This is a genomic window from Phytobacter sp. (assembly GCF_059074235.1).
Window position 1 is genome coordinate 1200619 of sequence record NZ_JCACPZ010000004.1, and the last position, 14361, is coordinate 1214979.

Below are 14361 nucleotides of genomic sequence, written 5' to 3' on the forward strand. Positions count from 1 at the left end.
TATACTGTGGCACAAATCGCTACAATTGCGCTATTCCGCTTCGTTTATCCATACGGGTTAATTCCCCTGCCACACCGTCGCTGAGATCGCCGGGAGCGACAGTACCTCATCCGAAAGCGTGCCTTTGCCCTCTTTGCAGTGCCACACTTTGGCATCCAGCAGCGGGGAATCGGCGAGCACCACTTCGCAGGGTTCTCCCCGGTTAATGGCAACCAACACGCGTTCCTGCTGCCAGACACGCAGGAACACCACCACGTTTTCCTCGGCATAAACAACCTGACAGCCGCCATAGCAGAGCGCCTGGCTACGCCGACGCAACCGGGTCATGCGCTGGTAGAGCGCGAGCAATCCGCTATCCTGCTTAGCTTTATCCCACGGGAAGGGTTTGCGGCAGAAGGGATCGTTAGCCCCGTCCAGCCCCACTTCATCGCCGTAATAAATGCAGGGAACACCGGGCCAGGTAAACAGCCAGATCACCGCCAGCGGCAGCCGTGCGACATCCTTACCCAGAACGGTTTTGAAACGCGGGGTGTCGTGGCTGTCGAGCTGGTTGAACATGCGAATTTGCTGCTGATGAGACAATCCGGCGCGGTAGTTATCCATCCATGCCATACAGGTCTGGGCATCAATACGCTGCGGATCCATAGAGATATCGGTATTCGCCAGGAATGCCCAGACCGGGAAGGTAAAACCACGATAGTTCATAGCCGCATCTTCCACATCTGCCTGTAACCACTGGCGTGCATCACCAAAATGTTCGCCAACGATATAAGCCTGCGGCTGCGTCTCTTTCGCCGCCTTTGCGATACCCGCGACATGCTGCAAGTTATTGCGCGACCCACCCGCTTCACCCAGCATATGCACCACGTCGAGACGCCAGCCGTCCATATTCCATGGGGCTTTCAGCCAATGGCGAACAATGCTGTCCTCACCCTGATAAATCTCTTCGACCAGGGTTTGCGCCTGATAATCAAGTTTTGGCAGGCTGGCATAGCCCAGCCAGTCGCGGGCTTGTCCATCATCGTGAAAACTGTACCACTCGCGCCAGGTCGAGGCGGGGTTGTGACATGCCCCGGTCGTCCCCTGATTATGCCTGTCAAACCAGGCGTGCGAGTCGCCGCTGTGGTTGAACACACCGTCCAGCACCATCCGCATGCCTAATTTATGGGTGTTACGCCGCAGGCGAAACAGCGCCTGATCACCACCGAAACGCGGATCCACCCGGCGGTAATCTTCCGTATCGTATTTGTGCACGCTGGGTGCGACAAAAATAGGGTTCAGGTAGAGCGCCGTTACACCGAGCTTACGCAACCAGGGCAACTTTTCGCTGATGCCATCCAGGCATCCGCCATAAAACGTAGAGCCACCCGCCTCTCCCGTCAGCGGCTCATCCCAGTCACGCAGCACGATCTCCTGCTTTGCCGCATGATGAAAATAGACGTCATTCTGCTGCTCATTGCCCTTCTCACTGCGAGCAAAACGATCCGGGAAGATCTGATAAAACACCTGTTCAGCTACCCATTGCGGCCCGTCGTCAGGGTAATCCACAGCAAACTGCTCCAGACGAGCCGGGGGAAAGCGGCTGAAACCCTGCGGTGTGAACCATAACTGGCGATCTTCCCATAGCAGTTTGAAACTGTAACGACGACGCGGCTGACCGCTCTCCAGCGGGAGCGCTGCTCGCCATGCCGTCACGCCCGGTTTTGGTGACAGACGCACCCGGCGCATCACCAGCGGCGTCTCTTCGTTATCGATATCGACCCGAAGTGTGACGCGGGTTGGGAGCTTATTTCCGGTGAGCCAAAGAGTAATGACCAGTTGGTCATTGTTCTGTTTCACAAATGGCGCAACAGGCAAATGCCAGGCATGCAACATCGACTTTCCCCTCGATCAAAAATGGCGTCACTCTTGCACAAATGTAGTCCCACAAACTCATTCTTTCTGCTTTTTTATGGGGTTGAGAGCCAGGGCGCAGAAATTCCCCCCTCAGCATTTTTTCCCACAGACAGATGTGATCTGGTGGGATTTCCACCGGGCATATGCGCGAGTATTTTCAAGTTGGGTTCGTGCGATTGCCCGAAGTCTCACTCTCGTGCTGTTTTTATACTGTTTCAAACCCCAGCGTGAGAAAGGATTTAGCATGAGCAGCAAACCTGAGATTCTTGTCATCACTGAAATCCCGCAGGCGATGATCGATGTTCTTGAACAGCATTTTGTAGTGCATAAATACTGGTTGCAGGATCCGGAATCATTTCTGCGTGAACATGCGCATTCCATTCGTGGCGCATTGACCCGCGCAGCAAAAGGGATCAAAAAAGAGTTGATTGAAAAACTGCCCGCACTGGAAGTGATCAGCGGATTCGGTGTTGGCGTGGATGCAACCGACCTCGATACCTGCCGTCGCCTCAACATCAACGTCAGCAACACGCCGCGTGTCCTGAACGAATGCGTGGCCGATACCGGCCTTGCGCTGATGCTCGCCGTCTCTCGTAAGATTTGTGCCGCAGACAGCTTTGCCCGCTCCGGCGCATGGGAAAACGCGCAGTTTGAAAGCGCATGGAAAATGACTGGCAAACGCTGCGGTATCGTTGGCATGGGAAACATTGGTCATGAAGTAGCAAACCGCGCGGCGGCGTTCAATATGCCGATTCACTACTTCAGCCCGAATGCCGCGCAGAATACCGCGTGGACGCACCACAATTCACTCATTGAGTTAGCCAAAGCGGTGGATTTTCTCGTCCTGACCCTGCCGGGCGGCGCAGAAACCCACCACATCATTAATCGCGAAGTCCTGGAAGCGCTTGGGCCAGACGGCATCCTGGTGAATATTGCGCGTGGCACGGTCGTCGACACCGAGGCACTGATTGCCGTATTGCAGGAAGGCAAACTGCGCGGTGCAGGTCTGGATGTGTTCGAGAAAGAGCCGCACATTCCAGCAGCCTTAATGAGTCTGAAAAACGTGGTGTTGCTGCCGCATATCGCCAGCAACACCGCGGAAACCCGTCAGGCCATGGCTGACCTGACCATCGAAAACCTCGTTACTTACTTCAATGAAGGAAAACTGATCACGCCGGTTATTTAACGTTTTTCTGGTTCACATTGCCGTACAGAAAACAGGATTCTACTCCCGCTGGCAACAGCGGGAACTGCTACAAGGATCGCATTATGAACCGTTATCTGAAAGTGCTTATCTGCGCCATCGTTGCGCTCGCTATCTGGTTTTTTCCCGTGCCTGAAGGTCTGACGCCCCTGACCTGGCATATTCTCGCCATCTTTATCACCACCGTCGTTGCCTTTATTCTTCAACCGCTGCCGGTTGGCGCAGTGGCGCTTATCGCCATCAGCTTTATTATGCTCACCGGCATGATGACCACCGCTGAAGCACTGAAAGGCTTTAGCAGCACCACCGTCTGGTTGATTGTCGCAGCCTTTCTTTATGCCAAAGGATTTATCAAAACCGGACTCGGGCGGCGCATTGCTTATATGTTGATTCGTAGCTTCGGCGGCAGCTCATTACGTCTTGGCTACACGCTGGCGCTCAGCGACATGATTATCGCCCCGGCTACGCCGTCAAACACGGCTCGTGCGGGCGGCATCCTGTTCCCCATCGTACGCGGTGTCTCCAGCAGCTTTGGTTCCGAGCCGGATCAGAATCCGCGCAAGATCGGCGCTTTCCTGATGCAGACCGTGTTTCACTCCAACTGCCTGTCATCGTCCATGTTTATGACTGCCAGCGCCCCCAATGCGCTGATTGTCTCGCTGGCTGCCAGCACGCTGTTTGTCGATATTTCATGGGGAATGTGGACACTGAGTGCACTGGTACCCGGGGTGATTGCGTTTATCACCCTTCCGCTGGTCATCTACAAACTCTATCCGCCGGAAATCAAAAAGACCCCGCAGGCGAAAGCGCTTGCCCATGAAGAACTGCAAAAAATGGGGCCAGTCACCCGCGACGAGAGGATGACGATTGGCATTTTCCTGCTCTCCCTGCTGGCGTGGAGTACCTCGAAATGGACGGGACTCGATGCCACCGCCGTGGCACTTTCCGGCGTCTGCCTGATGCTCATGACCAACGTTATCAACTGGCAGGACGTGCAGTCGGAGAAGGGGGCATGGGATATTCTGGTCTGGCTGGGCGTGATGATCTGCCTGGCTGACAAGCTCAACCAGCTTGGCTTATTCAAATGGTTTGCCGTCACCACCTCTGCGCTGTTTACCGGCATTCCGTGGGAAATCACCCTCACCGTCCTGCTGATTGTCTACTGCTACTCCCACTACTTTTTTGCGGGGAGCACACCGCATGTCGTGGCGATGTATGCCGCCTTTGGTAGCGTTTCGGTTGCAACAGGGGCTCCACCGATGATGGTTGCGCTCTCTCTGGCGTTCGTAACCAACCTGATGAGCGGAATTTCGCACTACGGCAACGGTCCAGCGGTGATCTACTACGGCGCAGGCTATGTCGCGCAGCGTGACTGGTGGCGTCTGGGCTTTATTGTGATGCTGATTAACATCGTGATTTGGTTCGGGCTGGGTGCAGTGTGGTGGAAGATTTTAGGTTTGTGGTAACAAATCAGCCCGGTGGCGTGAGCGCACACCGGGCTTACACATTTTGCGTTATGCCAGTTTCTTACGGACAAACAGCCAGCCCACCAGCAGCAACAAAATCCACGCACATCCCACATAGAGTGAAATGCGGGTTTCCGGGTGCCAGCCAATCAGCGCAATGATAAATACCAGGAAAAGCAGACCGACAATCGTGGTCGCTACGCCGCCAGGCACTTTAAATTTCAGCGCCTTAACTTCATCTGCGGAGAGACGGCGACGGAAAGCCACCTGTGAGAGCAGGATCATGATCCACACCCAAACCGTGGCAAAGGTCGCCAGTGACGCAATCACCAGGAAGACGTTTTCCGGCATGATGTAGTTGAGATAAACCGCGGACAACAGCGCCAGCGTCATCACCAGTACGGTGACCCACGGGATCCCTTTGCGTGAGGTTTTGGCAAAGATTTTCGGCGCACTGCCCTGCTCCGCCATTCCGTGCAGCATACGGCCCACACCAAAGACATCGCTGTTAATGGCCGAAAGGGACGCGGTCAACACCACAAAGTTCAGAATACTGGCCGCAAAGGTGATACCCAGATGCTGGAAGGTGAGAACAAATGGGCTGCCCTCGGTGCCGACCTGGTTCCACGGATAGATAGACATAATCACGAACAGCGTACCCACGTAGAACACCAGAATACGCATGGGAACGGAGTTAATGGCACGTGGAATGGATTTCTCCGGGTCTTTCGCTTCCCCGGCGGTAATGCCAATGATTTCAATGCCGCCGTAGGCAAACATCACCATTTGCAGCGACATCACCATACCTATCCAGCCGTTACTGAAGAACCCACCGTTGGTCCACAGGTTGTGTATCCCGGTCGGCTGACCGCCGTTTCCAATACCCCAGATGATGATGCCAAACCCGGCTGCAATCATGATGATAATGGTGGCGACTTTGAAGAAGGAGAACCAGAACTCCAGTTCGCCGAACACTTTCACGCTCATCAGGTTAATGGCGCAGATGATCAGCACGACGCTGAGCACCCAAATCCAGTGCGGCACGGTGGGGAACCAGACGCCCATGTAGATACCAAAGGCCGTAACGTCAGCAATGGCAACTATCAGAATCTCAAAACAATAGGTCCAGCCGGTGATGTAACCAGCCAGTGGACCAAGGTTTTCCTGAGCATAACGGGAGAACGAACTGGCGGAGGGGTTGTGCACGGACATCTCGCCCAGCGCACGCATAATGATATAAGCCGCGACGCCGCCGATGATGTAGGCCAGCAGGACGCTCGGCCCCGCCATCTTTATGGCATCTGCGGAGCCGTAAAACAGCCCGGTGCCAATCGCCGACCCAAGGGCCATAAAGCGGATGTGGCGGGTACTCAACCCTCGCTTTAATTTATTCGTACTTTCCATCGTTCCCCGTTCCAGGATTCAAAAAAACAAAAAACCACGGGACCATAAGTCCCGTGGTTAGCAAACCATTTTGCACGACGTCTTAGTGTGCGCTGGAGGCAACCTGACGCCCGGCGACACGGTCCCAGCCTGCAGCCAGAATCACCATCACCAGCGTTGGCATCAACCAGGCAAGACCTTGCTCTGCCATTGGCAGGCGCTGAGTCCAGGCGGGTAACACATCGCTAAATGCAGAGGCTTTAATCCCGTCCAGCACGCCAAACGCGAGGCTGATGAACATCGCTGGCGCGATAACGCGGGACGAATTATGCCACCACGAACGGGTGAAGCTCAACACGACCAGAGCAATACACGGCGGGTAGATCATCGTCAACACCGGAATGGAGATCTGGATCAGGTGGCTCAGCCCCAGATTCGATACTGCCATGGAGAAGATACCGAGGATAAATACCAGCGTGCGATAGGAGAGCGGCAAATACTGCGCAAAAAACTCCGCACAGGCACAGGTCAGGCCAACCGCCGTCACCAGGCAGGCAATGAAAATCAATGCCGCCAGCAGGAAGCTCCCGGCACCACCAAAGGTGTGTGCAACGTAGGCATGCAGAATCGCAGCACCGTTAGCAGACTGATCCACCAGAGAGGAGCTATCTGAACCCAGACGGAACAGCGCCAGATACAGCAGGGTCAGGCCTACACCGGCCATCAGGCCAGCCCAGACGGTGTAACGGGTCAGCAGACGGGCTTCGGTCACACCACGCGAACGGGCGGCGTTCACGATGACGATACCAAACACCATCGCACCGAGGGTATCCATCGTCAGGTAACCATTGACGAAGCCATTAGAGAAGGCGGCGTGCTGGTAAGCGTCCATTGCATGGCTGATCGGACCCGCTGGCCAGACGATCGCCGCAACAGAGAGAATAATCAGCGCAATAATTTTCAGCGGGGCCAGGAAATTGCCGACGGTATCAAGCAATTTGCCAGGATAGAGCGACACCAGAATCACCAATGCGAAATAGATAACGCTGTAGATCAGCAGCGGCAGAGAACCTTCGCCCGTCAGCGGTGCAATACCCACTTCAAACGAAACGGTTGCAGTACGCGGTGTGGCAAACAGCGGTCCAACCGCCAGGTAACAAACCGTCGCCAGTAGAACGCCTGCAATTTTACCGATAGGTGTGCTGAGGCTGTCCACCCCACCACCCACCTTCGCCAGTGCAACAACCGTGAGCACAGGAAGACCGACAGCCGTAATCAAAAAGCCAAGTGATGCAGTCCAGACGTGCTCGCCTGCCTGCAAACCGACCATGGGAGGGAAAATGATATTGCCTGCGCCGACGAACAACGCAAAGGTCATAAAGCCCAGAGCAACGATATCTCGTGGTTTTAAATGATGGGTCATAAACGTTTACTGCCTGTGGATGTGGTGATGCAAATGTTGAAATTTTCGCCTTACCGTGCGGAACATTACAGCAGTAAGAGCCTGAAAATGAAGCGGGAAACACTTCCCACCCTGCGTGACGGAGAATAGTTTTTCGATTTACCACGCAAATACAGTGGGTCTGACGACCTACGGGGCGCAATTTAAACGCTTATAACGTTTAAAGGCAATAAGGGATCGCAAAACCAGATGGATATGCCAGATCTAAAAAAAACACCAGAGAATGATGCTGTATATAAGAAAAACGGATGGCTAATCATGCGAACAAAAAAGCAGCAAAGCCATATTCTGTGGATGAATAGATGTAAAGAGGGGTGAAAAAAGTGAAGTTCTGACACAAGTGGAAAGAAAAGCTGACACCCTGGGTGTCAGCTTGCGTTCTTCACGACCAGTCTTTCAGGCAGAATAAAGCTAAAGCGCGTGCCTTTGCCGGGCGTACTTTCGATTTCAAGCTTGCTGTCATGATGATTAACCGCATGTTTGACGATCGCCAGTCCCAGCCCACTTCCACCCGTTTGACGAGAGCGCGCTTTGTCCACGCGGTAGAAACGTTCTGTCAGACGCGGAATATGCTCCGCCGCAATGCCCGGCCCGTTATCCTCGACGCTGAACTGCACGCCGTGCGCCACGCGCCTCCACTGAACCGTGATGTGCGTACCAGCTGGAGTATGGTTCACCGCGTTATAAACCAGGTTCGAAATCGCACTGCGCAGTTGTTCATCGTTACCCAGCACTTTCACCCCGGCATCGACCACAAATTCCAGCTCATGCTTTTTGTGGCTGAGGGTTTGCGCCTCACGCTCCACAACCCGCAGCATCATCGGTACATCGATGATTTCATTGGGTGGCGTGATGGGCGCTGCTTCGATTTTCGACAGCGTCAGCAGCTGTTTAACCAGCCCTTCCATACGCGAGGTTTGCTCCCGCATGGTGTGCAGCGCTTTCTCACGCGGGAGTCCTTCCAGCGTCTGCTCCTGCATCATCTCCAGATAACCTTGCAATACCGTAAGCGGCGTGCGCAGTTCATGGCTGACGTTGGCAAAGAAGTTGCGTCGCGCCCCTTCAAGCTGGTGCATTTGTGTCACATCGCGCGCCACCATAAGCAACTGGTGCTCGCTGTAGGGCATCATGCGCATTTCGAGGTGACGGCCATTGTTGAGCACCAGATTAAGCGGCCTATCGAACTTTTGTGCTTTGTAGTAGCGGGTAAATTCAGGGTAACGCAGCAGGTTGAGGATGTTTTGTCCGTTATCATCCGGCCAGCGCAAGTTCATAAGCTGCTGAGCCAGACCATTACACCAAAAAATCGCGCCATCTTCGGTCGTCAGCACCACTGCATCCGGTAAGGACTCAGCCCCACTACGGAAGCGCTTGATCAGATTGCCCAGCTCACGGCGACGTTTTTTATTACGCATCTGCATTTGATGCAGGCCATAAAGCAGGGGTTCCCAACTTCCGGTGCCCGGCGGCGGGGTCATACTTTTATCGACCCATAACCACCAGGAAAGACGCATTAAATTCCAGAAATGCCAGGCCAGTAACCCGGTCACTGCCGCCAGTAAAAACCACGGCAAATAACCAAAGAATGCGCCAAGCAGTGCGGCAGGTAGACAACAAAGGATGAGTTCGAGTACCAGCCTTTTCCATGACAGCCGTTCCAGCACGCGTCACACTCCTGTCAGATTTCAGAAACGGGTTGAGAACCGATAACCCGTGCCGCGAACTGTTTGTACCATACGATCGTGGCCGCTGGTTTCCAGTGCTTTACGCAAGCGGCGAATATGCACGTCAACCGTGCGATCTTCTACATAGACATTGGTTCCCCAGACGTGGTTAAGCAGCTGTTCACGGCTGTAGACACGCTCCGGGTGCGTCATGAAGAAGTGCAACAGCTTAAACTCCGTCGGCCCCATGTCCAGGGGATTTTCACCGGTCATGACGCGGTGAGAGCTCGGATCGAGGCTCAGTCCCTGCATTTCGATGACTTCTTCAACCGCCATCGGCGAAATACGACGCATGACCGCTTTAATACGTGCGACCAGCTCTTTTGGGGAGAATGGCTTGGTAATATAATCATCTGCGCCGGTCTCGAGCCCACGCACACGATCTTCTTCTTCACCACGTGCCGTCAGCATCATCACCGGGATTTCACGGGTCATGGCTTCACGTTTAAGGTGTTTAATGAACTGAATACCAGAACCACCCGGCAACATCCAGTCCAGTAAAATCAGGTCGGGCCAGGGTTCATTCAGTTGGTTCACCGCGCTGTCATAATCTTCCGCTTCGACAGGTTGAAAGCCGTTTTGCTCAAGCACGAAACAAACCATCTCACGAATGGGTGCTTCATCTTCTACGACCAGAATGCGTCTTGCCATAATTTGCCCTGTTTAATTAAAGTCATCAGTCAACCGCGGCGCCAGTATGCGTCACTTTTGTGACAGATTTATGAAACAAATGACCGACAGATGACTCATGATTTTACTTTATGACAGCGGCGACGTTGCTTTCGCTGGCGGCTCATATGCCCTTGAATGTTATAATACTGTTTATGCTTTTTTGCCACGGAACCGCTATGCGCATCATTCATACCTCGGACTGGCATCTCGGTCAGAACTTTTACAGCAAGAGTCGGGCCGCAGAACACGACGCCTTCCTTACCTGGCTGCTGGCAACGGCAGAAGAACATCAGGTCGACGCGATCATTGTGGCGGGCGATATCTTCGATACCGGTTCGCCCCCCAGCTATGCTCGTGAGTTATACAACCAGTTTGTGGTGAAGCTACAGAGCACCGGCTGCCATCTGGTCGTACTGGCGGGTAACCACGACTCTGTCGCCACCCTTAATGAGTCGAAAGACATCCTGGCCTGGCTGAAAACCACCGTGGTTGCCAGCGCAGGAAGCCCACCTTTCTTCTTACCGTTGCGCGACGGTTCTCCTGGCGCAGTCTTCTGCCCGGTGCCGTTTTTACGCCCACGCGACATTGTAACCAGCCAGGCCGGACTCTCCGGGCAAGAAAAGCAACAGCATCTGTTAGGTGCTATCACCGACTATTATCAGCAGCAATACGATGCGGCCAGCGCCATGCGCGGCGATAAACCGCTGCCTATTATCGCCAGCGGCCACCTTACTACGGTTGGGGCCAGTAAAAGCGACGCCGTACGCGAGATCTATATCGGCACGCTTGACGCCTTCCCGGCCCAGAACTTCCCGCCTGCCGATTACATTGCGCTTGGCCATATTCATCGCCCACAGAAGATTGGCGGGCAGGAGCACATCCGCTACTGCGGTTCCCCGATTGCCCTGAGCTTTGACGAAACCGGCAAAGGCAAATATGTCAATCTGGTGACATTCGTTGAGGGAAAACTGGCGGATGTGACAGCGCTGGAGGTTCCCGTAACCCAACAGTTAGGGGTGATAAAAGGCGATCTGGAGGCGATCCGCAGCCAGCTTGAACAGTGGCGAGAGCATGATGCAGAACGCCCCGTCTGGCTTGATATTGAGATTGCCACCGACGACTACCTCAGCGACATGCAGCGTAAAATCCAGTTGCTCACCGCCGACCTGCCGGTCGAGGTGCTGCTGGTGCGGCGCAGCCGGGAACAGCGGGAGCGCATTCTTGCCAGTGAGCGCCGGGAAACCCTGAGCGAGCTGAAAGTGGAAGATGTCTTCGCCCGCCGTCTGGCGCAGGAAGAACTGGATGAAGCCCAACAGGCTCGTTTACAGGTCCTGTTTTTAGAAACACTGCACGGATTACATCAGGAGCACGATGCATGAAAATTCTTAGCCTGCGCCTGAGAAATCTCAACTCCCTGAAAGGGGAATGGAAGATTGATTTTACCGCCGAGCCTTTTTCCAGCAACGGTCTGTTCGCCATCACTGGCGCGACCGGGGCGGGTAAAACCACGCTGCTGGATGCCATTTGCCTCGCGCTTTATCACGAAACGCCACGCCTGAATAACGTCTCTCAGTCGCAAAATGATCTGATGACCCGCGACACCGCCGACTGCCTGGCGGAAGTGGAATTTGAAGTCAAAGGCATTGCCTACCGGGCGTTCTGGAGTCAGACCCGCGCCCGCAACCAACCGGACGGCAATTTACAGGTGCCGCGTGTTGAACTCGCGCAATGTGCCGATGGCAAAATCCTCGCCGACAAAGTCAAAGATAAACTGGAACTCACCGCCTCGTTAACGGGTCTCGATTATGGCCGTTTTACCCGTTCGATGCTGCTTTCTCAGGGGCAATTCGCCGCGTTTCTGAATGCCAAACCGAAAGAACGTGCAGAACTGCTGGAAGAGCTCACCGGGACAGAGATTTACGGCCAGATTTCTGCAGACGTCTTTGAAAAACACAAACTCGCCAAAACGGAGCTAGAAAAATGTCAGGCCCAGGCCGAGGGGGTTGTGCTGCTTAATGATGAGCAGCGCGGCGCACTGACATTAAGTTTGCAGGCACTCACTGACGAGGAACAGCGCCTGCTGAAAGGGCAACAAGCCGCACAAACGCAGTTGAACTGGCTCAACCGTAGCCATGAGTTGCAACAGGCTCACCAGCGTGCACAAGTGGCAAACCAGCAAGCGTTGCAAGCTCGCGCCGATGCGCAGCCTGAGTTGGTACGACTCAGCCGTGCACAGCCCGCTATAGTGCTGCGTCCGGTCTGGGAGCGAGTACAAGAGCAGCGCGTACAGTGGAAAAACAGCCACCGTCAGAATGAAGAAGTGAATACTCGCTTACATGCAACTCGTACCCTGCGGGCGCGCATACGCGCCAGTGCTTTGTGTCAACACGAACAACTCACGGTATCGCAAACCACGCTGAAAACCTGGCTGACGGATAACGCCCGTTTTGAGCGCTGGCAAAGCGAACTGGCAGGCTGGCGCGCCATGCTCAATCAGCAGGAAGAGGATAAAAAACCCTGGCAGGCTCTGCAGTCACGTATTGAGCAAAATGAACTAAAATTGCGTAGCCTGGCGACCGTTTCGCTGGAGATGACAGCAGATGAGGTCGCTTCAGCGCTGGCGTTAAGTGCGCAACATCGCCCGTTGCGCCAGCAATTGCATACGCTTCACGCCCGTTTTGCCCCTTTGCAAAAGCATCTCGCCCAGCGCCAGCAAAATCTTCTCGAACTGGAATCCGAGCGGAAAAAACGCGAGGAAGAACTGACACAGAAACGCGCCCAGTATAAAGAGAAGAATGCGCTGCTTACGGAAATTCGTACCGTCTGCGAACTCGAAGAGCGTATTCGCAGCCTGGAAAGCGAACGCGCCCGTCTCCAGCCCGACAGCCCCTGTCCACTTTGTGGCTCAACAACTCACCCGGCGATCGCGGAATATCAGGCCATCGTGCCGGGCGTGAATCAGGCACGCCGCGATGCGCTGGATCTTGAAGTCCGTAAGATGAAAGAGGACGGTGTTGCCCTCGGCGAGCGTCTGAAAGGGCTGGCGGAGCAGTATGAAAAAGATGAACGCGAAGCCAAAACCTTGCAGCAGGATGAACAGACGCTGTTGCAGGAGTGGGCGCACGTTTGCAGCGAGCTGGGTATCAGTATGCAGCCACAGCACGATCTCCAGAGCTGGCAGGCCGCGCAGGATGCACACGAACATCAGCTTTACCAGCTCAGCCAGCAGCAGTCGCTACAGACTCAAATCAACGAACTGCGCCAGCAGGTGGAGCAATATCAACAGGCTGCCGACGCCCGTCGCACAAACCTTGCCGCCCTGCTCGAACCACTAGGGCTGATGCTCCCCCCAGAAGGCGAAGAAGCAATCTGGCTGGCAGCCCGCACCCAGGAAGCGGCGCAATGGCAGGAAAAACAGACGGCCTTCACCGCTTTACATGACAACATTGCCCGCCTGTTGCCGGTTATTGATACCTTGCCGGACGAACCCGCGTTTGCCGATGAAGCCCCGGCCCCACTGGATAACTGGCAGCAGGTGCATAACGACTGCGTCTCACTGCAAAGCCAGTGGCAAACGCTGCAACAGCAGCTGAGCCAGGAAGCCGAACGCCTGGCGGCACTGGAGAAGCAGTTTGCCGATGCCCTGGCGGCGAGCGAATTTGCCGACCAGCAGGCGTTTCTCGAAGCACTCCTGGATGAAGCAGAACGTCTGCGGCTGGAGCAGCTCCACCAGCGTCTGGAGAGTGAATGTCAGCAGACGCAGACGCTGGTCGCCAGTGCAGAACAGACGCTGAATGCCCATATCGCTCAGCCGCCCGCGGCGATGGACGACAATGTCACGGCGGAAAAGAGTCAGGAATCTCTGGCCGCAGTGGCAAGCGAGCTTCGCGAAAATACCACCCGCCAGGGGGAATTCCGTCAGCAACTGAAGCAGGATGCTGACAATCGTCAGCGCCTGCAGGCACTGATGCAGGAGATGGAGCGCGTCGCGGTACGCTGCGACGACTGGGGCCATCTTTCACAGCTTATCGGCTCCCGCGATGGCGATAAATTCCGTAAATTCGCCCAGGGCTTAACGCTCGATAACCTGGTGTGGCTGGCGAACAATCAGCTTAACCGCCTGCACGGTCGCTACCTGCTGAAGCGTAAAGCCAGTGAAGCGCTGGAGCTGGAAGTGGTCGATACCTGGCAAGCCGATGCGGTGCGAGATACTCGCACACTTTCCGGCGGCGAAAGTTTCCTCGTCAGTCTGGCGCTGGCCCTGGCGCTGTCGGATCTGGTCAGCCATAAGACACGGATTGACTCGCTGTTCCTTGATGAAGGTTTTGGCACCCTGGACAGTGAAACGCTGGATACCGCCCTTGATGCCCTCGATGCGCTCAATGCCACGGGCAAAACCATAGGTGTTATCAGTCACGTTGAGGCGATGAAAGAACGAATTCCGGTGCAGATTAAGGTCAGGAAGATAAACGGACTGGGCTACAGCAAACTCGATAAAGTCTTTGCGGTGGAATAATGATAAAAACACCCGGCAATCGCCTGATTACCGGGTGT

At 54.8% G+C, this 14361-nt stretch carries 9 protein-coding genes; 4 read left to right on the forward strand and 5 right to left on the reverse strand.

The window, feature by feature from the left end:
- Positions 1–57: 57 nt before the first annotated feature.
- Positions 58–1875, reverse strand: coding sequence for a maltodextrin glucosidase (gene malZ / locus AC5JPW_RS09665; protein WP_494239864.1), 1818 nt, complete (start codon positions 1873–1875; stop codon positions 58–60).
- Positions 1876–2140: 265 nt separating this feature from the next.
- Here malZ and AC5JPW_RS09670 point away from each other — a divergent pair, with 265 nt between their 5' ends.
- Together AC5JPW_RS09670 and AC5JPW_RS09675 are read left to right on the forward strand one after the other, a co-directional pair.
- Positions 2141–3082: a 2-hydroxyacid dehydrogenase gene (locus AC5JPW_RS09670; RefSeq protein WP_494239866.1), complete on the forward strand. Its 942-nt coding sequence runs from the start codon at positions 2141–2143 to the stop codon at positions 3080–3082.
- An 83-nt stretch (positions 3083–3165) separates the two neighbouring features.
- A complete protein-coding gene (locus tag AC5JPW_RS09675; protein ID WP_494239868.1) occupies positions 3166–4566 on the forward strand; it encodes an anion permease in 1401 nt (466 codons plus the stop codon).
- 48 nt (positions 4567–4614) lie between these two features.
- Here AC5JPW_RS09675 and proY read toward each other — a convergent pair whose 3' ends face one another.
- The 4 genes from proY to phoB all read right to left on the reverse strand — a co-directional run bounded on the left by proY (position 4615) and on the right by phoB (position 9786).
- Positions 4615–5970: a proline-specific permease ProY gene (gene proY, locus AC5JPW_RS09680; protein ID WP_494239869.1), complete on the reverse strand. Its 1356-nt coding sequence runs from the start codon at positions 5968–5970 to the stop codon at positions 4615–4617.
- A gap of 82 nt (positions 5971–6052) precedes the next feature.
- Positions 6053–7372: a branched-chain amino acid transporter carrier protein BrnQ gene (gene brnQ / locus AC5JPW_RS09685; protein ID WP_494239870.1), complete on the reverse strand. Its 1320-nt coding sequence runs from the start codon at positions 7370–7372 to the stop codon at positions 6053–6055.
- Positions 7373–7779: 407 nt separating this feature from the next.
- A complete protein-coding gene (gene phoR / locus AC5JPW_RS09690; protein ID WP_494239871.1) occupies positions 7780–9075 on the reverse strand; it encodes a phosphate regulon sensor histidine kinase PhoR in 1296 nt (431 codons plus the stop codon).
- Positions 9076–9096: 21 nt separating this feature from the next.
- Positions 9097–9786: a phosphate response regulator transcription factor PhoB gene (gene phoB / locus AC5JPW_RS09695; protein ID WP_437433796.1), complete on the reverse strand. Its 690-nt coding sequence runs from the start codon at positions 9784–9786 to the stop codon at positions 9097–9099.
- A 197-nt stretch (positions 9787–9983) separates the two neighbouring features.
- Here phoB and sbcD point away from each other — a divergent pair, with 197 nt between their 5' ends.
- Together sbcD and sbcC are read left to right on the forward strand one after the other, a co-directional pair.
- The gene (gene sbcD / locus AC5JPW_RS09700; protein WP_494239873.1) at positions 9984–11186 is read left to right on the forward strand and encodes an exonuclease subunit SbcD; all 1203 of its coding nucleotides are present in this window, start codon (positions 9984–9986) and stop codon (positions 11184–11186) included.
- The gene (gene sbcC, locus AC5JPW_RS09705) at positions 11183–14323 is read left to right on the forward strand and encodes an exonuclease subunit SbcC (protein WP_494239874.1); all 3141 of its coding nucleotides are present in this window, start codon (positions 11183–11185) and stop codon (positions 14321–14323) included. Before sbcD ends, sbcC begins: the two co-directional genes overlap by 4 nt.
- Positions 14324–14361 lie beyond the last annotated feature (38 nt).